The organism is Herbaspirillum sp. 3R11 (genome assembly GCF_004563925.1).
In the GTDB taxonomy this organism is placed as follows: Bacteria; Pseudomonadota; Gammaproteobacteria; order Burkholderiales; family Burkholderiaceae_D; genus Herbaspirillum.
On record NZ_SPNJ01000003.1, the window covers coordinates 624,208 to 643,247 of the forward strand.

Consider the following 19,040-nt stretch of genomic DNA (forward strand, 5'->3'; position numbering starts at 1 on the left):
ATTTTTATTGAAGGATATCCATGACTTCCTTGTTCGATCCCATCAAGCTCGGCGACATCTCGCTCGCCAATCGTTTCGTCATGGCGCCGCTGACACGCAGCCGCGCCGTTGAAGGCTTCAAACCCGGCCCGCTCACGGTGGAGTACTACCGCCAACGGGCCACAGCCGGCCTGATCATTGCCGAAGCGACGCAAATCACCCAGATGGGCCAGGGTTACCTCAATACGCCCGGCATTTACTCTCCTGAACAGGTAGCTGCATGGCGCGAAGTCACCAGCGCGGTGCACGCAGCCGGCGGCAAGATCGTGCTGCAGCTGTGGCACGTCGGCCGTATCTCGCACACTTCGTTCCTGCCGGGCGGTGTCGCGCCGGTATCGTCAACCAACCGTGCCGCCAACGCCAAGACCTTCACCACCGAGGGTTATAGCGACGTATCGACGCCGCGCGCCTTGCGCGACGACGAGTTGCCGGCGTTGGTCGAGGACTACCGCAAGGCGGCGCGCAACGCCATCGACGCCGGTTTCGACGGCGTTGAAGTGCATGCCGCCAACACCTACTTGCTGGAACAGTTCCTGCGCGACAGCGTCAACGATCGCACCGGTCCTTACGGCGGCAGCATCGAGAACCGCGCGCGCCTGTTGCTCGAAGTCGTGCAAGCAGTCACCAAGGAAGTCGGCGCAGGCCGCACCGGCATTCGCCTGAGCCCGATGACAACCTTCAACGACACCGCCATCGACAGCGATCCGCAAGCGCTCTACAACTATGTGGTGGAACAGATCGCGCCACTGGGCCTGGCCTATCTGCATGTGATCGAAGGCGAAACCGGCGGCGTGCGTGTGCCTGAAGGTGCAGCGGTGAAGTTTGACTACGCCGCATTGCGCAGCCGCTTCCCGGGCGTCTTCGTCGTCAACAACGGCTTCGACGGCGCTGAAGGACAAGCTACCGTGGAAGCCGGCAAGGCGGATGCCATCGCCTTCGGCCGTCCGTTCATCGCCAACCCGGACCTGGTGCGCCGCGTGCGCGAATCCAAGCCGCTCAATCCGCTGAACCCGGACACCTTGTACGGCGGCGGCGCTGAAGGCTACACCGACTATCCGGCGCTGACGGCGTAGTCATTGCAGTTGGTAGTGTGCGTTGAAGGGGCCCTCGACATTGTCGGGGGCTTTTTTATTGCCTCTTCATAACGAGATGGATAGCGGATATGCAATGCACGGAAAAATCTGACGGCCGCCAAAAATCTGACGTTTCACTGACAAAAATGCGAATGAATTTTCAGGCATCGACAGCAGGCCTTTCAATATCTGGATTTCCTCGCAAACTGAACGCAAGCAGCATTTTCTGGAATCTCGCAAACCCAACGCCATAGCGGCTTTCCATCCGTAGTAACAGCCCTAAAAACGATTGCACCGCAAACAGAAATTATCGATCCTCTCTATAATTGCGCTGCAATTTTTATAACAATCCTTCCACCAAAAGTATGAGGAGAATTTCTATGCGGCTCTTACTCCTGTTGCCGTTCATTGGTCTATTGTGGGTCCCGTTTTACAACGACGAATTGCCCACGCTGCTTGGCTTCCCGTTTTTCTACTGGTATCAGTTCGCGTGGGTTCCGCTCACCGCGCTGATCATCTGGATCGTCTATAAAGACGGTCTCAAAAAGGGAGTCGAATAATGAATTCCTCTTCCATCAACTGGACGGCGCTCGGCGTCTTCATCTTCTTCTTCGCACTGGTCACCGTGATGGGCTTCTGGGCCTCGCGCTGGCAAAGCGGCGGCAAAGCCAACAAGGGTGCGCACCTCGACGAATGGGGTCTGGGCGGCCGTAACTTCGGCACCTGGATTACCTGGTTCCTGGTCGGCGGCGACTTCTACACCGCCTATACCGTGATCGCGGTGCCGGCGCTGGTGTATGCGGTCGGCGCTTATGGCTTCTTCGCGCTGCCGTACACGATCCTGGTCTATCCGATCGTGTTCCTGATCATGCCGAAGCTGTGGCACGCTGCGCACAAGGCCGGTCACGTCACGGCTGCCGACGTCGTCTTCGGCCGCTACAAGTCGCGCAAGCTGGAGCTCGCCATCGCCCTGACCGGCGTCGTTGCGACCATGCCCTACATCGCGCTGCAACTGATCGGCATGGAAGTCGTCATCAAGGCGCTCGGCGTCACCGGTGAACTTCCCCTGCTGGCGGCCTTCGTGATCCTGGCGCTGTACACCTATTCGGCCGGCCTGCGCGCACCTGCGCTGATCGCCTTCGTCAAGGACCTGATGATCTACATCGTGGTGCTGGTGGCGGTGGTGCTGGTGCCGATGAAACTGGGCGGCTACGGCGTGGTGTTCGCTTCGGCGCGCGATGCGTTTGCAGCCAAGGGCGGCGCCACCGGCCTGACACTCAAGCCGGCGCAGTTCCTGCCGTTTGCTTCGCTGGCGCTGGGTTCGGCCATGGCGGCCTTCATGTATCCGCATACACTGACCGGCATCTTCGCGGCCAAGAGTGCCGACACGATCCGCAAGAACGCCGTGTTCCTGCCTGCGTACACCGTGCTGCTCGGCTTGATCGCGCTGCTGGGCTACATGGCCTACGCGGCTGGCGTCAAGGTTGAAGCCAACAATGACGTCGTGCCTGCACTGTTCAACGCCATGTTCCCGAGCTGGTTCAGCGGCTTTGCGTTTGCGGCAATCGCCATCGGCGCACTGGTGCCGGCGGCGGTGATGTCGATCGGCGCTGCCAACCTGTTCACGCGCAACTTCTGGAAGCCCTACGTGAACCCGAACGTGTCGCCGCAGGGTGAAGCCAAGGTCGCCAAGATCGTCTCGCTGGTGGTGAAGTTCGGCGCGCTGGTGTTCATCCTCTTCCTGCCGACCAAGTTCGCGCTTGATCTGCAGTTGCTGGGCGGCGTGTGGATCCTGCAAACCTTCCCGGCGCTGGTTTTCGGCCTGTTCATCGGCTGGTTCGGCGCCAACGCGCTGCTGACCGGCTGGGCCGTCGGCATCGTCGGCGGCAGCTGGCTGGCGTACGCGGACGGCATCAAGCCGGTGCATACCTTCCACATCGGTGCTGATTCCTACACGCTCTACACCGGTCTGATCGCTCTCGCGCTCAACATCGTTGTGGCCGTGGTGGTGCAGCTGGTGTTCGGCAAAGGCGGCGCGCAAGCGCCGGCGCTCAAACGCTGATCCACAAGGATTAGCGATGCTGCAAAGCGCCCCTCCCTGCGAGGGGCGCTTTTTTTTACGCGCTCACTTGCTCCTGATCCCCGGCGGCAGAGGAAAGTCGCGCGCCAGGATGTCTTTGATGAATTGCTGAACCGCCTTGATCCGCGGCATGAAACAGCGCTCGCGATGCACCGTCATCCAGATGGTGCGTTTCACGTCGATCTGGTCCACCAGCAGCGCGCGCAAACCGAATCGCTCCGCATTGGAAAACGCCGGCAGCATGACGATGCCACCACCCTCGGCTGCGGCAAACAATTGGGCAATCATGCTCGATGAATGAAACACCACCGGCGGATTCTTGATCGCCTCTTCCAGCCAACGCACCGTATTGAGTTGAATCAGGTCGTCGACATACGACACGAACTGATGATCCCTGAGTTCGCCGACCGAACCCGGCACGCCGTGGCGGGCGAGGTAGCTTTCCGAGGCATAGAGATGGAGCGGAAACGCCCCCACCGGCTCCACCTCCAGCCCCTTGCCTTCGGACGGAAAGAAGCTCAGGAAAACATCCGCTTCACGCTGGCTCACATGGACCAGTTGCGTGGAGGTGACGAGTTCGATCTGGATCAGCGGATAGCGCTCCTTGAAGCTGACGAATTGCCGCGACAGATAAAGCGAGGCGATGCCTTCCATGGTAGCGATGCGCACCGGACCGGACGGAATGCGCGAGGTGCCGGACAAGGATTCGGTGATCGCCAGCGCGCCGGATTCCATGGCTTCGACATGCTCCAGCAACTCGCGTCCCTTCACCGTGATGTGGAATCCCTGATGGTCCCTTTCGAATACCGGCGCATTGAGAATCGCCTCCAGATGGGCGATACGACGGCTGATGGTGGAATGATCCACACGCAGTTTGGCGGCGGCGCCGGACAGCGTCCCGGCGCGCGCTACCTCGAGGAAGATACGCAGGTCATTCCAATTGGGGCTTTTTGTGCTCATCTGCAATTTCGCAATGGGTTATCCGGCAACTCGCCGAATAAACAGTATATCGCAGCAGAAATCCTCCGCATCGAGCCTCATATCGAGCACGATAAATGTGCATTCGCAGCAATTTACGCACCGAAATAGTAAAAAATACCCATTGCAAATTTGCAATGACGATTGCGCAATCGCCAGTTTTCTTCCCCAAAACAGACTGCTAACCTTCGTTCGCCAAGTGAGTCCGCCGGTGCCGCTGATGATGCTGCTGCAACAGTCCGGGCAAGCGCCGGTTTGGCTTTTTCCGTTTGCTCAACCTTTCAGGGGGCTACATGCAGAACGACAACCTGTCCGACACATGGTCAACCATGTATCGCAATCCGCAATTCCATGCAGTTTCCCGCCAGCGCAGAAGAGTGGTCCTGACGCTCTTCATCGTCGGCACGCTGTTCTATTTCTCCATCCCCGCCGTCACGACCTTTTTTCCGTCGATCTTCCACGCCCGGCTGTTCGGCGTGGTCAACGTCGGCCTGGCTTACGGCCTGCTGCAATATCCCATCGGTGGTCTGATCGCCTATATCTACGCCATCAACATGCGCAAGCTGGACCTGGAAGTGGCCCGGATGGCAGCCCTACCTTTACCTCAACCCCGAAAGGAATTGGCATGACTTCCTTGCTGAACATCAAACGCTTGCCTGCTCCGGCGTTGGCACTGCCGTCGGCCATGACGCTGTTTCTGGTCTCCGGCGCCGCCTGCGCCCAGACCAAGGTCCTGGTCGGCGACGACTTCCAGGGAATGACCATGGCGATCTTCGCGATCTTCTTCGGCGCGACCCTGTTCATCACTTACCTTGCCGCCAAACGCAACCGCACCGCGACTGACTACTACACGGCCGGCGGCGGCATCGGCCCCATTCGCAACGGTCTCGCGATTGCCGGCGATTATCTGTCCGCCGCCGCCTTCCTCGGCGTTTCCGGATTGATCGCCCTGTACGGCTATGACGGCATTGCCTACCTCATCGGTTTCTTCGTGGCCTTCATCCCGGTGCTCCTGCTGGTGGCCGAGCCCTGCCGCAATCTCGGCCGCTACACGCTCGGCGATGTGCTGGCCTACCGCAACAGCTTTCGCAGCACCAAGGTGGCGGCCGCAGTGTCCAGCATCATCGTGGCGGTGTTTTACATGGTGCCGCAGATCGTCGGCGGCGCCGTCATCCTGCGCGCCCTGATCGGCATTCCCTACGAGATCTCCGTGCTGGCGGTCGGCATCCTGATGCTGACCTATGTCGTGTTCGGCGGCATGCGCGCAACCACCTCGGTGCAAGTCATCAAGGCCATCCTGCTGATCTCCTCGTGCTTCGTGCTGGTGATCCTGTCGTGGGCGCCATTCGGCTTCAATGTGTCCGAGTTCTTTGTGTCGCTGACCCGCAATCCGATGCTGCAATCGTATGTCAGCGAGACCTTGCTCAAGGGCTCCCAGGCGCTGGGCATGCAGGAAGCCGGACAACGCTTCCTTGAGTCGGGCCTGTATCTGAAAAATCCACTGGAACAATTGTCGCTGGGGCTGGCGCTGGTGCTCGGCACTGCCGCCATGCCGCATATCCTGATGCGTTTCTTCACCGTGCCCGACGCCAAGACGGCGCGCAGCTCCGTACTCTGGGCGATGCTGGCCATCGGCGTATGCCATCTGCTGATCGTGTTCATCGGTTTTGCCGCCGCCCACTATGTCGGCGCCAAGGCCATTGTCGTACTCGACAAAGGCGGCAACCTTGCCGCACCGATGCTGGCCCAGTTCCTGGGTGGCGGCGCCGACAGCCTGGCGGGCAATTTCATGCTGGCGTTCGTCGCTGCCGTGGCGTTTGCCACCATCGTGGCCGTGGTGGCGGGACTGACGCTGGCGGCGGCATCTGCGTTGGCGCACGACGTCTACGTCGGCGCCATCCGCAACGGCCGTGCGACCGAGCAGGAACAGGTCCGTGCCGCCCGTGTGGCGACGTTGATGATGGCGGTGATCTGTGTGGTCTGCGGGATACTCGCCAAGGGCCAGAACGTCGCCCACCTGGTCGGACTCGGCTATGCGGTGGCGGCGTCCGCCAACTTGCCGGCGCTGCTGATGACCCTGTACTGGAAACGCTGCAGCACCGCCGGCGTGCTGGCAGGCGTGATCGGCGGCACTACGCTGTCCATCGTGCTGGTGCTGGTGTCGCCCAACATGACCTATCCGCTGCAACAAAAAACAGCCGCCCTCGCCACCGTCGCCGCATTGGACCTGCGCATTGTCGATGCCGAGAAAAATTCTTCCGGCGTGACAGCGGAAGCGCGCGACAAATTGCGAAAGGAAAGCGCTATTGCTGCAGCACAGGCGGCAGCCATTGCCGACGACGCCACCAGCCTGGTGGGCTTGAAGGCGCCGCTGATCTCCTTGCGCAACCCCGGCATCATTTCCATTCCGGTCGGATTTTTGCTGGTCTTCATTTTCTCGCTGCTGATCACCGACAAACGGGCGATAGCGCGCTGGGAAGAACTCGCGGTGCGCCGCGAAACCGGCATCGGCGTGGAACAGGCCGTCGCCCACTGAAACATTTTTCTTTGTTCAACAAAAGGATCCCATCATGAATTTCCCTACCGTCAAAGTCGCCGCGATGCACGTCGCACCGGTGTATATGGACAGTGCTGCGACATTGCAAAAGGCCTTGTCCCTGATCGCCGAAGCGGCCTCCCACGGCGCCGAGCTGATCGTCTTCCCTGAATCTTTCATCCCCGGCTTTCCGGTCTGGGCCGCGCTGTGGGCGCCCATCTACAACCACGAATGGTTCAAGAAGATGTGCGCCAACAGCTTGCTTATCGACGGCCCCGAGATAACTGAACTGCGCGCTACCGCCGCGCGTCACAAGGTCTTTGTCTCGATGGGATTCAGTGAAGCGACGCCGGTCAGCGTCGGCTGCATCTGGAACTCCAACGTCCTGATCGGCGATGACGGCAGCCTGCTCAATCATCATCGCAAGCTGGTGCCGACCTTCTACGAAAAGATGGTCTGGGCGCCCGGCGACGGCGCCGGGCTGCACGTCGCGGCGACGCGCATCGGCAAGATCGGCGGCCTCATTTGCGGCGAGAACACCAACCCGCTGGCGCGTTACTCGCTCATTGCCCAGGGCGAACAGATCCATATCTCCAGCTGGCCGCCGATCTGGCCGACCAAGAAGCCGGGCAGCGGCGAGAACTTCGACAACGTGACGGCAAACCGCATCCGCGCCAGCGCCCATTCGTTTGAAGCCAAGGCCTACGGCATCCTGTGCGGAAGCTGCCTGGACCAAAGCGCCTTCGACATGCTGACGGCGGAAGACAAATCCGTAGCCGACCTGCTGGAACGCACGCCGAAAGCCGCTACCCAGTTCGTCACACCGACCGGCACGCAGATCGGCGATTCACTGCAAGCCGACGAAGGCATCGCCTATGCCACCTTCGATTTGTCGGCATGCGTCGAACCCAAACAGTTCCACGACGTGGTCGGTTACTACAATCGCTTCGACGTATTCGATCTGGTCGTCAATCGCAAGCGCATCCAGCCGATTACCTGGGAAGGCGCGGAAGACTCAACGCCTGATGCGCCCGGTGCAACAGCGCATTCAGCCGTTGCTGCGCCGCTGGTCAGCGATTGACTACCTTGGCCGGGATGAAGCTCAGCACCAGCAACGCCGATAAGGCCAGCATCGCCGCCACGAAAAACAGACCCGACGACACCGAATGCGTCTGCGTCTTCAGCCAGCCGATTACCGACGGGCTGACAAAGCCTGCCAGGTTGCCGGTGCAGTTGATCAGCGCAATCCCCGCCGCTGCACCAGCGCCGCCCAGGAAGGCGGTCGGCAATGCCCAGAACATCGCCACCGCAGTCACCACTCCCATGGCGCCCAGGCTCAGGCCGAAGATTGCCGGCGTGATCTGGTTCTCACTCATGGCGCAGATGCAAAAGCCGGTCGCCGCCACCAGCACCGGCACGATGACGTGCCAGCGGCGCTCACGGAAATGGTCGGCGCTGCGGCTGGCCAGCAGCATGGAGATCAGCGCAGCGGTGTAAGGAATCATCGCCAGCAGGCCGATGTGGAAGGGATCGGCGATGCCGGCGCTGCGGATGATGCTCGGCAGCCAGAAGCCGATCGCATACGATCCCATGATCACGCCGAACAGGATCAGGCACAGCAGCCAGACGCGCGGCGACAGCATGACGCTCTTGACGGAGCTATGCGTGCGCACCTGGGCGTCCTGATCGATTTCGTTCTTGATGAGATTCTTTTCTTCCGCATTGAGCCAGGTGACGTCGGCCACGCGATCGTCGAGATAGCAATAAATCACCACGCTCAGGATCACCGCCGGAATCGCTTCGAGGATAAACAGCCACTGCCAGCCCGACATGCCCATGGTGCCGGCGAAAGCGTACATGATGTAGCCCGACAGCGGCGCGCCGACAATGCCCGAGACCGGATTGCCGGCCATGAACATGGCCGTCATGCGGCCGCGCCGGTGCGACGGAAACCAGTACGTCAGGTACAGGATCACGCCGGGGAAGAAGCCCGCCTCCGCCACGCCGAGCAAGAAGCGAATCACGTAGAACGTGGTCGGTGAATCGACCCATGCCGTGGCCGCCGACAGCACGCCCCAGGTGATCATGATGCGCGCGATCCAGCGCCGCGCGCCGAGCTTGTGCAGCAGCAGATTGCTCGGCACTTCGAACAGGAAATAACCGAGGAAGAATAATCCTGCGCCGAGGCCGTACACGGCATCGCTGAATTGCAGATCGTTGAGCATCTGCAGCTTGGCGAAACCGATGTTGACGCGGTCGAGATAAGCCACCACGTAGCTGACGAACAGCAGCGGGATGAAGCGCCAGGCGGCGCGTTTAAAAACAGCGTTGGCGGCATCCTGCGACGTCGCGGATAAATTGTGCGCGGCCGAAGCCAGCGTGGTGTTGGGTTGCATGGTGTCTCCTGTTGTCTTGTCGGCGTCGGCGTTACTGCTCTTGCAGTCGCGCCGTCGCTCTTTTTATGTCGTATGAATATTGTCGTGTGATCCCTCGATTCAATGCGCCTCAGCTTCCTCCACCTGACCACGATAGAGCTGGAAGCCGAGCGCGTCGAGTTGCCGCAGCAAGCTCTCGCGCTGGATCCGGTCCAGCTCCACCAGCGGTGCACGCAACTTGTTCCACGCCGGATCCTTGAGGCCCGAGGCCATCGCCGCCTTCATCGCGGCGATGATCGGGAATTGGCCGAAGGCCGCGCGCACCTGATTCAACGCAGCTTGCCGCGCCGCCGCATCGTCATTTTTCCAATCGCGCAGCAGGCCCGCGATACCTCCCGGATTGACGTTGGCCGTGGCTGAAATCACGCCTGCGCCGCCGTGGCGCATGGTGTCGACCAAGGCGATTTCACTGCCGGCAAACACGTCGAAGCCATCCTTGCCGAACTCCTTCAGCATGGCCGCCGTGTTGTCCCAGTCGCCCGAGCTGTCCTTGACGCCGGCGATGACGCCGGGGAAGGCTTTCAGCAAGCGCTCGATCAGCTGCAGGCTGATGCCGACCTGCGTCACCGGCGGGATGTGATACAGGTAGACACGCAAGCGGGCATCGCCGACGGCGTCAATCATGCCGGCGAAGGAGCGGAACAAACCTTCTTCGCTCACGCCCTTGTAAAAGAACGGCGGCAACACCAGCACGCCGCCGCAACCGGCGGTGACGGCATGACGCGCCAGTTCGGCGGTGTCGTCCAGATTGCAGGCGCCGACGCCGGGCATCATGCGTGCGGCCGGCATGCCGGCGGCGAGGACGGCGTCGAGCAAGGCGCGCTTTTCTTTCACGCTCATCGAGGTCGCCTCGGAATTGGTGCCGAAGATCGCCAGGCCGACGTCGTGGTTGAGCAAGGTGCGGCAGTGTTCGATGAAGCGCGGCACCGACGGCGAACCGTCCGCCTCGAAAGGCGTGAGCACCGGCGACAGCACGCCGCGCAATTTGGGAATAAGTGAAACGGACATGAGCTTGGTCTCCTTGGGTATCGCTGTGGACGCCAGTATTGCGCGATCAGCTCAGGAGAATAGTTATGCTCTTGTTACGTCAATCAATAGAATTTTTATCTTCCTGACGGGAAAGATAGACGCTCTTATTTGCCCTCTTTCCACTTCTTGACCAGTTCCAGGAACGAGCTCACCAGCCGCGTGCGCGCCGAGGTGCGCGTCCAGATCATGCCAACCACGCGTTTGGATGAGCGATGCGGCAGCGGCCAGCGTTTCAGTTCGAGATTGTTGCCGCGCGCCGCCAACCAAGCCGGCACCAGCGACACGCCGATCCCCTTGTCGACCAGCGCCGCAATCGAATCAAGGCCGTCGAGCTCGCAACGCTGACGCGTGCGGATGCCGTATTGGCGCAGATAGGCGTCGGCGAACTGGCCGCCCACGGTGCCGCGGTCATAGCGCAGGAAGGGCTCGCTCTCCAGTGTGGCATGCACGTCGGTGACCTTCATCGATGCGGGCGTGAGCAAGACCAGCGGCTCTTCGCGCATGGTGTGCCAGCCGCAACTCTTGGGCAATTCGAACAGCGGCTGGATCAACAGCGCCGCATCCAGGTCGCCATCCACCACTTTGCGAAACAGCGTGGCGGAGGTGCCCGGCTCCAGATAAGTATCGACTTGGGGATGCCGGCTCAGGAACTGCGACACCAGGTCCGGCAACACCGCCAGCATCATGGTCGGTGCAGCGCCGAGACGCAATTGTCCTGATAAATCCGAACTGTCGTTGAGGTCGTCGCGCAGATCGCGGATGTCGCGCAAGACCTTGCGGCCGCGCTCAAGGATGCGCGCGCCCGCCTCGGTCGGCGCCACCGTACGGCCGGAGCGGCGGATCAGGCTCATGCCCATTTCCTCCTCCAGCATCTTGACGCGCTGCGCTACGGCGGCGGGCGTGAGATCGAGCCGGCGCGCGGCTTCGGCGATGGAGCCGAGTTCGGCCACGTGGATGAAGCTCTGCAGAAAACGTGAATCCATGGTGTCCCTCCCTTGGGTCAAGCAAACGTCAGGTCTTCGCCTGATCAATAGAATAATTATCTTTTCAAGATATCGGAACGTACTGTTTTCATCGATTGGCGTCAATCAGAATGTGCTCGACGCTGCACCAAACGACATATCCGACATAGGCGACATAGGCGACACGTGCAGCGCGCTCATTTCAATCAGGAGGAAACAAGACATGCCCATTATTCAATCCATTTCAGTCTGCTTCGCCGAAGTGCCGCTCGACCGCGTCACCTCATTTGCCACGCGCACCGTCTCGTCGCGCCACTACGGCCTGGTCAAGGTGCGCTCGACCGACGGCGTCGAAGGCATCGGCTTTTGCTACGTCGGCAGCACCGGCGGCGCGATCCTGACGGCGGCAGTCGAACAATTGCTGGCGCCGGTGCTGATCGGCAAGGATTCTTACGCCGTCGAAGGTCTGTGGCAGGCGATGTATCAGGAAGCCTTGCTGCAAGGTCGCGCCGGCACCGTCATGCGCGCCCTGAGCATTCTCGACACGGCGATCTGGGATCTCAATGCGCGCACGCATCAACTGCCGCTGCACAAATACTTGGGCGCAGTGCATCTCGATGAAGTGCCGGCTTACGCCAGCGGCGGTTATTACCTCGACGGCAAGACGCCGCAGATGCTGGGCGATGAAATGGCCAGCTATGTCGACAAAGGTTTCAAGGCGGTGAAGATGAAATCCGGCCGCCTCTCGCCCAAGGAAGAGGAAGCCCGTGTGCGCGCCGCACGCGAAGCCATCGGCCCGGACATCGAACTGATGCTGGACATCAACAACGGCTGGGGCGATGTCACGCAGGCCTTGCAACACGTGAATCGCATCGAGCAATACGACCCCTACTTCATCGAAGAACCGTTCTCGCCGGACGACATCGACAGCCACGCCAAGCTGGCCAGGCTCACGCGCGTGCCGATCGCCACCGGCGAAATCGGTTACGGCCGCTGGTATCACAAGGAGTTGCTGGACAAGGACGCCGCAGCGATTTTGCAGACCGATGCCGTGGTCTGCGGCGGCATCACCGAATGGCGCCGCATTGCGGCAACCGCGGCCAGCTACGGCAAGATCATGTGCCCGCACTGGTTCCATGACGTGCATGCCCCGCTGGTGGCGGCGACGCCGAATGCGCGTTATGTGGAATTCTTCTGGGACGACCAGGTGCTGAACTTCCGTCGCCTGATCGATCGCCAGCTGGAACATCGCAACGGCAACGTGATCCTGCATCAGACGCCGGGACTCGGCTTCAACTTCGACGAGGCGCAGGTGGTGAAGTACGGCAAGTGGATTACCGTCGGCAAGTAGTGGCAACTCAGCAGGTGAAAAAAATGGCAGGAACCGAATCAGCGGCGCCTGCCATTCTCAATTATTGCTGATTACTTTTTTATAACCTCAAGACTTCATGCCGTCAGAACCGGTGACGCAGACCCAGGCGCACCACATTCTGCGAGCTGTCGTCGGCAGGCGACGACGAGTACGCGGCATTGACGACGCCGGGATTGATGGCGTCCTTGGCGCGTTGGTTGGTGTACAGCGCATAAATATCGGTGCGCTTGGACAGGTAATAATCCACGCCGACGTTGAGCTGCGTCGACGAGACCTTGGTGGCGCCTGTCGTCACGCGGTTGATGTTGGCGCGGTCATAGATCACGCTGCCCAGCAGATGCAGATTGCCGGTGAGCGCATAGTCGACGCCGACGTCGAAGATGTTGGCTTTGGTCGCGGTGACGATCTGCACCAGGCCGGTCGCCGCAACGGCTGCGGCAGCCGGCTGTTTGGATTGCGACCACGCCGCATACAACTTGGCCGGACCTGCCTGATAACTCGTGCCGATGGTGAAGGTTTTCAGATTGGTGTCGCCCGCGCGGGCCGGCAAGGCGTCCGCCGCCAGTTTGCTTTGGTAGTAACCGGCGCCGATGCCGAACGGACCGTTGCTGTAGTTGCCGGCAAAGCCGAATGCCTGGCCCGCGGAAGTCTTGCCCGCCACTTCGCCGAAGCCGTAGAACAGGCTGCCGGTGAAGCCGCTCAGGTTGGCCGTGTCGTAGCGCACCGAGTTGTCGGTACGCGCGCCGCCGGCAACACGGTCCAGATTATTGAAGTGGCCGCCCTTGACGCCATTGGCGCCGAAGGTCTGCACCGAGGTGTATTTGGAGCCGATGTCTTCCAGGTAATCAGTCTGGCGGCCAATGGTCACGGTGCCGAACCCGCCGCTCAGGCCGACCACCGATTTGCGGTCGAACAAGGTATTGGCTGTGCCGAGGCCGCCGGTGTCGGCATTGAAGCCGTTTTCCAGATTGAAGATCGCCGACAGGCCGCCGCCGAGGTCTTCGACGCCTTTGAAGCCGATGCGCGACGTCGCCATGTCGCCCGAGTCGATGCTGAAACGGCTGCTGTTGTTGGCGCCGACTTTGCTGGTGTAGGTCAGGCTGGTGTCGATGATGCCGTAGACGGTGACGCTGCTTTGCGCGTGCGCGGTCAGTGTGGTGAATGTGGAAGTGGCGGCCACGGCGGACAGAGCCGCCAGGGCGAATACGCTTTTCTTCATGAAAATCCCTGAGTCAGATTGTGGAATAGGTAGGTGTATGTTCGATTTTTTTATTGTCGTTCGGACGAACGCCTGCGGTATCGTGTGGTGACGATCTGCGTATGGAAGGTGCTGCAGCGGATGGTGGGTGTGCAGCCCTGTATCGAACATGCCGGATTATATTTACGTGCTATCCAGCGGTGTATAGCGGAAAACCCGTAGATGTGCGATTACAACAAGCTTGTGGGTATGTTTCATTTCTGCTGCGTAGCAAAAACTACGTAAAAAAAGACGTAAAAAAAGCCGCTCTCATGAGCGGCTTCGGAAAGTATTGCTAGCGGTAAAAAATTAATCGAAGCTCAGTTGCACCTTCATCATCTTCGAACGATCACCGGCAATCTCAAAGGCCTCGACCGACTTCTCGAACGGATAGGTCGCTGAAATCAGCGGCTTCACGTCGACCAGCTTCTTGTTCATCAATTCCACCGCCAGCGCGAACTCTTCATGGAAACGGAAGGCGCCGCGCCATTCCAACTCTTTGCCGACCAGCAGGTTGGCCGGAAAGTTGATATCGCCGCCCAGGCCGACCTGCACGATCACGGCCCCCGGACGCAGCGTGTCGAGCGCGCCGCGCAAGGCCTGCTCGTTGCCGCTGGCTTCGAACAGCACGTCGAAGGTGCCCTTGTCCTGCGTGAATGCCTTGAGCACTTCGGCGTCCTGCGCGACGTTGATGGCCTGATCGGCACCGACTTTCAAGGCGCTTTCCAACGGCATTTTTGCCACGTCGGTGACGACGATCTGCAAGGCGCCGGCGCGACGTGCGGCGATCACGGTGAGCGCGCCGATCGGACCACAGCCGGTGACCAGCACACGCTTGCCGAACAGCGGACCGGCGCGGCGCACTGCATGCAACGCCACCGACAAAGGTTCAGCCATCGCCGCTTCGCCGTCGCTGACGTGGTCGGCGACGACGTGCGCCTGTGCGCGCTCGATGATGATTTCCTGGCGGAAGGCGCCCTGCACGTGTGGCATGCGCATCGCGCTGCCGTAGAAGCGCATGTCGAGACAGTGGTTCTGCTTGCCTTCCTGGCAGTACTTGCACAGGCCGCAGGGATTGCTCGGGCTGATGGAAATGCGGGTGCCGGCCTTGATGTCGGTGATGGCGGAACCGGTCTCGGCGATCATGCCGGAGACTTCATGGCCGAGCACCATCGGCTCCTTGATGCGCACGGTGCCGAAGCCGCCGTTGTGATAGTAGTGCAGGTCGGAGCCGCAGATGCCGCCGGCTTTGACCTTCACCTTGAGTTGATGCGGCTGCAGTTCTGCGGTCTGCAATTCCTGGACGCGCAGGTCGTGCGGCGCGTGGATGACGATGCCTTGTTGCATGATGTTGTCCTTGGTTTTTATAGAGTAGCGGTAACGCCGCCATCGACATAGAGGATGTGGCCGTTGACGAATTTCGATGCGTCGCTGGACAGGAACACCGCCGCGCCGACCAGGTCCTCGACGTCGCCCCAGCGACGTGAAGGCGTGCGGCCGATCAGCCACTCGGAGAATTTTTCATCGGCGACCAGCGCCATGTTCATCTCGGTCTTGAAATAGCCCGGGCCGAGGCCGTTGACCTGCAGGCCGTACTTGCCCCAGTCGATCGCCATGCCCTTGGTAAACATCTTCACCGCACCCTTGGTCGCCGTGTACGGCGCGATGTTGGGACGACCGAGTTCGCTCTGCACCGAACAGACGTTGATGATCTTGCCGCGGCCGCGTTTGATCATGCCTTGCGCGACGGCCTTGGCGGTGAAGAACACGCTGTTCAGGTTGGTGCTGATCAGGTCGTTCCAGTCGGACTCCTTGAAGTCTTCCAGCGGCGCGCGGCGCTGGATGCCGGCGTTGTTGAACAGAATCTCGATGGGGCCGATGTCGGCCTCGATCTTCGCTACCGCGGCTTCCACCGAAGCCGACGAGGTCGCGTCGAAGGAGGACTCGTGAATCGTGTAGCCCTCTTCGCGCAGCTTCGCCGCCACGACGGCGAGCTTGGCGGCGTCGCGGCCGTTGAGCACGATGGAGGCGCCGGCGGCAGCCAGGCCGCGCGCCAGCGCCAGGCCGATGCCGCCGCTGGAACCGGTGATCAGCGCGAGCCGGCCGCTTAGCGAAAAACTCTGCAGGCCTGCGGGTAATGTTGCGGTCATTCTGTCTCCTTGCTTGTTATGTGTGGAATGAGGTTGGAATTATTTGATGTCGAGCCGCTGGAACGCCGCCAGCGCCCGGTATTCGTCGGCCAGCTTGTGCGGGATCGCCATGAAGATCGGCCGCAGGCGATCGTAGATGGCGACGTTTTCCGGAATCGGCAGATGACGGTTGGTCGAACCGACCATGTCGGAAATGACGTCGAGCGACTTGATCTTGCCGAGCGCGAGTAAACCAAGCACGGCGGCGCCCAGACAGGATGATTCGACGCTTTGCGGCACCACAACTTCACGATTGAAGATGTCGGCCATCATCTGGCGCCATAGGGCCGAGCGCGCAAAGCCGCCGGTCGCCATCATTCGTTTGGTCGGGCCGATCAGGTCTTCGACCGCGGGCAGGATGGAGTAGAGGTTGAAGATCACGCCTTCGAGCGCGGCGCGGATCATGTGTTCCTTGCGGTGATGCAGCGCCAGGCCGAAGAAGGAACCGCGCAGGTCGGCATTCCACAGCGGTGCGCGTTCGCCCGAGAGATACGGATGGAACAGCAGGCCTTCTGCGCCCGGCGCGATGTGTTCGGCGATACGGGTCAAGGCGTCGTAGGGATCGACGCCATCCTTGCGCGCCTGCTCCGCTTCGGCGGTGGCGAGCTCGTCGCGCACCCAGCGGAAGATATTGCCGCCGTTGTTGACCGGCCCGCCGACCACCCAATGCTGCTCCGTCAACGCGTAGCAAAAGGTGCGTCCGGAGGCATCGGTCACCGGCCGTTCGACCACCGTGCGCATGGCGCCGGAAGTGCCGATGGTGACCGCCACCTGGCCCGGATGGATGGCGTTGACGCCGAGGTTGGACAGCACGCCGTCGTTGGCGCCGATGACGAACGGCGTATCGGCGCGCAAGCCGAGCTGCTCGGCAACTGCTGCGTCAAGTCCCTGCAATTGATGCGTAGTCGGTACCGGCTTGGGCAACTGGCGCGCATCGACTTGCAGCAATGCCAGTGCGCCTTCGTCCCAGTCCAGTTGTTCGAGGTTGAACATGCCGGTGGCGGAGGCGATCGAATAATCCACCAGCCATTCGCCGAACAGGCGGAACAATACGTATTCCTTGATGCCGACAAAGCGCGCAGCCTGCTTGAAGATGTCGGATTTTTCGTGGCGCATCCACATCAGCTTGCACAGCGGCGACATCGGATGGATGGGCGTGCCGGTGCGGCGGTAGATGGCCTGGCCGTCGAACTCGTTCTTGATGCGTTCAGCCCAGACGCTGGCGCGGATGTCGCCCCAGGTGATGCTGTTGCTGAGCAGGTTGTTGTGACCGTCGAGCGCGATCAGGCTGTGCATGGCGGCGCTGAAGGAGACCAGCTCGATCTCGCCGGGCGCAGCCTTGGCGGCCGCGACGGCGCCGGCGATCGAGCCCAGCACCGCGTCGAACATCTGCAGCGGATCCTGCTCGGACATGCCCGGCTCGGTGCACAGCACCGGATATTCGACGGCGTTCTGGGCCACCACCTGGCCGTCCAGCGTGAACACCACGGTCTTGGTGCTGGTGGTGCCGATATCGACGCCGAGCATGAAGTGCGACATGAGTATTTCCTTTACTGCTGCCGTGTAAAACGCCGTTGCGTTTAGACGACCAGGTTAAGCAACATGATGAAGATCAGCGCTACCACCGAGATGATGGTTTCCATCGCCGTCCAGGTCTTGAATGTTTCGCCGACGCTCATGTTGAAGTATTCCTTGACCAGCCAGAAGCCGGCGTCATTGACGTGCGACAGGATCAGCGATCCGGCGCCGGTCGCCAGCACCAGCAGCTCGCGGTTGGTGCCGGGGATCAGCGTCACCAGCGGCGCCACGATGCCGGCGCCGGTAATTGTCGCTACCGTCGCCGAGCCGGTTGCCACGCGAATCACGCCCGCCACGAACCAGGCCAGCAGCAACGGCGAAATCTGCGCATGCACCGCCAGTTGGCCGATCGCGGTGCCGACGCCGCTGTTGACCAGCATCTGCTTGAAGCCGCCGCCGGCGCCGATGATCAGCACGATGGCCGCAGTCGGCGCCAGGCTTTGGTCAACGAACTTCAACACTTGCTGGCGCGTGAAACCGCGCGCCACGCCAAAAGTGTACAGCGACAGCAGCAGCGCCGCCAGCAAGGCCACGATCGGGTTGCCGATGAAGTCCATCAGGTCGCGCATGGCGTTGCCTTCCGGCAGGGTGACGTCGACGAAGGTTTTCAGCAACATCAGGAACACTGGCGACAGCACCGTGACCAGCGTGATCGCAAAGCCCGGCAGGTCCTTGGTTTGCGGTTCGCGCGCCAGTTGCTCCATCAGCTCGTCGGACGGCTTGATGTCGACATACTTGGCGATGAAGGCGCCGAACATCGGGCCGGCGATGATCACCGTCGGCAAGCCGACCACGAGGCCGTAGAAAATGGTCTTGCCGATGTCGGCGCCGAAGATGCCGATCGCCAGCAGCGGGCCCGGATGCGGCGGCACCAGGCCGTGCATGACGGACAGGCTGGCCAGCATCGGCATGCCGATCTTGAACAGCGGCACGCCCGAGCGGCGCGAGACGATGAACACCAGCGGGATCAGCAGCACGAAGCCGATTTCGAAGAACAGCGGGATGCCGACCAGGAAGGCGCCGATCATCATGGCCCAGTGCACGCGCTGCTTGCCGAAGGCGCGCACCAGCGTCTGCGCGATCTGGTCGGCACCGCCCGATTCGGCCATCATCTTGCCGAGCATGGTGCCCAGGCCCAGGACGATGCCGACGAAGCCGAGCACGCCGCCGAAACCATCCTGGAATGATTTGACGATTTTGGCCAGCGGCATGCCGGAGATCAGGCCGAGGAAGCCCGAGGTGATGATCAGTGCGATGAAGGGGTGGATGCGCAGGCGCGTGATCATGCCGATCAGCACCACGATCGCCAGGAAGGCGTTCAACAACAGGCTTGCTTCGTTACTCAATCCGAACATGTGGATGTCTCCAGGGGCGATAGTGCACACGGCCGCTACACGCGCACATGCGGAAAACCGCATTGTCGCGCCGTCAATACCATGCCTGCCATCCGATGCGGAGTCTTTACATTGTCTCGACGAGGGCGTCCCGGGTGCATGCATTGCAAACAAACATCGGGACTGCCGTGCCCACTA

At 61.1% G+C, this 19,040-nt stretch carries 16 protein-coding genes; 7 read left to right on the forward strand and 9 right to left on the reverse strand.

Translation table 11 applies throughout. The features are described from left to right. Positions 1-20: 20 nt before the first annotated feature. The 3 genes from E4P32_RS16260 to E4P32_RS16270 all read left to right on the forward strand — a co-directional run bounded on the left by E4P32_RS16260 (position 21) and on the right by E4P32_RS16270 (position 3,174). On the forward strand, positions 21-1,112 hold the full coding sequence (locus tag E4P32_RS16260) for an alkene reductase (protein WP_116434813.1): 1,092 nt from the start codon (positions 21-23) through the stop codon (positions 1,110-1,112). 380 nt (positions 1,113-1,492) lie between these two features. Further along, positions 1,493-1,672: a DUF3311 domain-containing protein gene (locus E4P32_RS16265; protein ID WP_116434812.1), complete on the forward strand. Its 180-nt coding sequence runs from the start codon at positions 1,493-1,495 to the stop codon at positions 1,670-1,672. Then, positions 1,672-3,174 carry a sodium:solute symporter family protein gene (locus tag E4P32_RS16270; RefSeq protein WP_116434811.1) on the forward strand — a complete coding sequence of 501 codons (1,503 nt, stop codon included), beginning with the start codon at positions 1,672-1,674 and terminating at the stop codon, positions 3,172-3,174. Before E4P32_RS16265 ends, E4P32_RS16270 begins: the two co-directional genes overlap by 1 nt. A 63-nt stretch (positions 3,175-3,237) precedes the next feature. Here the strand turns inward: E4P32_RS16270 and E4P32_RS16275 are convergent, their stop codons facing one another. Beyond that, positions 3,238-4,152, reverse strand: a complete 915-nt coding sequence (locus E4P32_RS16275) for a LysR family transcriptional regulator (protein WP_116434810.1) — start codon at positions 4,150-4,152, stop codon at positions 3,238-3,240. Between the two features lie 311 nt (positions 4,153-4,463). Here E4P32_RS16275 and E4P32_RS16280 point away from each other — a divergent pair, with 311 nt between their 5' ends. The 3 genes from E4P32_RS16280 to E4P32_RS16290 are packed head-to-tail and all read left to right on the forward strand — an operon-like array spanning position 4,464 to position 7,787. Further along, positions 4,464-4,799, forward strand: a complete 336-nt coding sequence (locus E4P32_RS16280) for a DUF485 domain-containing protein (RefSeq protein WP_116434809.1) — start codon at positions 4,464-4,466, stop codon at positions 4,797-4,799. Further along, complete coding sequence (locus E4P32_RS16285) at positions 4,796-6,706, forward strand: cation acetate symporter (RefSeq protein WP_116434808.1); 1,911 nt, start codon at positions 4,796-4,798, stop codon at positions 6,704-6,706. The genes E4P32_RS16280 and E4P32_RS16285 overlap by 4 nt, the downstream gene beginning before the upstream one ends. Before the next feature lie 34 nt (positions 6,707-6,740). Next, positions 6,741-7,787, forward strand: a complete 1,047-nt coding sequence (locus E4P32_RS16290) for a carbon-nitrogen hydrolase family protein (RefSeq protein ID WP_116434807.1) — start codon at positions 6,741-6,743, stop codon at positions 7,785-7,787. Here E4P32_RS16290 and E4P32_RS16295 read toward each other — a convergent pair. From E4P32_RS16295 to E4P32_RS16305, 3 genes are all read right to left on the reverse strand, one after another. Then, complete coding sequence (locus E4P32_RS16295; protein ID WP_116434806.1) at positions 7,777-9,102, reverse strand: MFS transporter; 1,326 nt, start codon at positions 9,100-9,102, stop codon at positions 7,777-7,779. The genes E4P32_RS16290 and E4P32_RS16295 overlap by 11 nt on opposite strands. Before the next feature lie 99 nt (positions 9,103-9,201). Then, the gene (locus E4P32_RS16300; RefSeq protein WP_116434805.1) at positions 9,202-10,149 is read right to left on the reverse strand and encodes a dihydrodipicolinate synthase family protein; all 948 of its coding nucleotides are present in this window, start codon (positions 10,147-10,149) and stop codon (positions 9,202-9,204) included. Between the two features lie 125 nt (positions 10,150-10,274). Then, entirely contained in the window at positions 10,275-11,153 is an 879-nt protein-coding gene (locus E4P32_RS16305) for a LysR family transcriptional regulator (RefSeq protein ID WP_116434804.1), read from the reverse strand. Positions 11,154-11,355: 202 nt separating this feature from the next. On the opposite strand from E4P32_RS16305, the gene E4P32_RS16310 reads away from it, so the two are divergent. Beyond that, positions 11,356-12,483: a mandelate racemase/muconate lactonizing enzyme family protein gene (locus tag E4P32_RS16310; protein ID WP_116434803.1), complete on the forward strand. Its 1,128-nt coding sequence runs from the start codon at positions 11,356-11,358 to the stop codon at positions 12,481-12,483. A gap of 103 nt (positions 12,484-12,586) precedes the next feature. On the opposite strand, the gene E4P32_RS16315 is transcribed toward E4P32_RS16310, so the two are convergent. The 5 genes from E4P32_RS16315 to E4P32_RS16335 form a co-directional block, all read right to left on the reverse strand. After that, positions 12,587-13,723 (reverse strand): porin, encoded by a 1,137-nt coding sequence (locus E4P32_RS16315; protein ID WP_116434802.1) that lies wholly within the window; start codon positions 13,721-13,723, stop codon positions 12,587-12,589. 327 nt (positions 13,724-14,050) lie between these two features. Continuing rightward, positions 14,051-15,088 carry an L-idonate 5-dehydrogenase gene (locus E4P32_RS16320; protein ID WP_116434801.1) on the reverse strand — a complete coding sequence of 346 codons (1,038 nt, stop codon included), beginning with the start codon at positions 15,086-15,088 and terminating at the stop codon, positions 14,051-14,053. A gap of 17 nt (positions 15,089-15,105) precedes the next feature. Continuing rightward, entirely contained in the window at positions 15,106-15,891 is a 786-nt protein-coding gene (locus E4P32_RS16325) for an SDR family NAD(P)-dependent oxidoreductase (RefSeq protein ID WP_116434800.1), read from the reverse strand. A gap of 39 nt (positions 15,892-15,930) precedes the next feature. Then, the gene (gntK, locus tag E4P32_RS16330; protein ID WP_116434799.1) at positions 15,931-17,469 is read right to left on the reverse strand and encodes a gluconokinase; all 1,539 of its coding nucleotides are present in this window, start codon (positions 17,467-17,469) and stop codon (positions 15,931-15,933) included. Between the two features lie 41 nt (positions 17,470-17,510). Next, a complete protein-coding gene (locus E4P32_RS16335) occupies positions 17,511-18,863 on the reverse strand; it encodes a GntP family permease (protein WP_116434798.1) in 1,353 nt (450 codons plus the stop codon). Between the last annotated feature and the right edge of the window lie 177 nt (positions 18,864-19,040).

What these genes read in the sequence shown, in the direction of transcription:
- E4P32_RS16315 (WP_116434802.1), bottom strand. Translation starts at nt 13,723, where the DNA reads ATGAAGAAAAGCGTATTCGCCCTGGCGGCTCTGTCCGCCGTGGCCGCC.
- E4P32_RS16300 (WP_116434805.1), bottom strand. Translation starts at nt 10,149, where the DNA reads ATGTCCGTTTCACTTATTCCCAAATTGCGCGGCGTGCTGTCGCCGGTG.
- E4P32_RS16290 (WP_116434807.1), top strand. Translation starts at nt 6,741, where the DNA reads ATGAATTTCCCTACCGTCAAAGTCGCCGCGATGCACGTCGCACCGGTG.
- E4P32_RS16260 (WP_116434813.1), top strand. Translation starts at nt 21, where the DNA reads ATGACTTCCTTGTTCGATCCCATCAAGCTCGGCGACATCTCGCTCGCC.
- E4P32_RS16285 (WP_116434808.1), top strand. Translation starts at nt 4,796, where the DNA reads ATGACTTCCTTGCTGAACATCAAACGCTTGCCTGCTCCGGCGTTGGCA.
- E4P32_RS16280 (WP_116434809.1), top strand. Translation starts at nt 4,464, where the DNA reads ATGCAGAACGACAACCTGTCCGACACATGGTCAACCATGTATCGCAAT.
- E4P32_RS16270 (WP_116434811.1), top strand. Translation starts at nt 1,672, where the DNA reads ATGAATTCCTCTTCCATCAACTGGACGGCGCTCGGCGTCTTCATCTTC.
- E4P32_RS16320 (WP_116434801.1), bottom strand. Translation starts at nt 15,088, where the DNA reads ATGCAACAAGGCATCGTCATCCACGCGCCGCACGACCTGCGCGTCCAG.
- E4P32_RS16275 (WP_116434810.1), bottom strand. Translation starts at nt 4,152, where the DNA reads ATGAGCACAAAAAGCCCCAATTGGAATGACCTGCGTATCTTCCTCGAG.
- gntK (WP_116434799.1), bottom strand. Translation starts at nt 17,469, where the DNA reads ATGTCGCACTTCATGCTCGGCGTCGATATCGGCACCACCAGCACCAAG.
- E4P32_RS16295 (WP_116434806.1), bottom strand. Translation starts at nt 9,102, where the DNA reads ATGCAACCCAACACCACGCTGGCTTCGGCCGCGCACAATTTATCCGCG.
- E4P32_RS16335 (WP_116434798.1), bottom strand. Translation starts at nt 18,863, where the DNA reads ATGTTCGGATTGAGTAACGAAGCAAGCCTGTTGTTGAACGCCTTCCTG.
- E4P32_RS16265 (WP_116434812.1), top strand. Translation starts at nt 1,493, where the DNA reads ATGCGGCTCTTACTCCTGTTGCCGTTCATTGGTCTATTGTGGGTCCCG.
- E4P32_RS16305 (WP_116434804.1), bottom strand. Translation starts at nt 11,153, where the DNA reads ATGGATTCACGTTTTCTGCAGAGCTTCATCCACGTGGCCGAACTCGGC.
- E4P32_RS16325 (WP_116434800.1), bottom strand. Translation starts at nt 15,891, where the DNA reads ATGACCGCAACATTACCCGCAGGCCTGCAGAGTTTTTCGCTAAGCGGC.
- E4P32_RS16310 (WP_116434803.1), top strand. Translation starts at nt 11,356, where the DNA reads ATGCCCATTATTCAATCCATTTCAGTCTGCTTCGCCGAAGTGCCGCTC.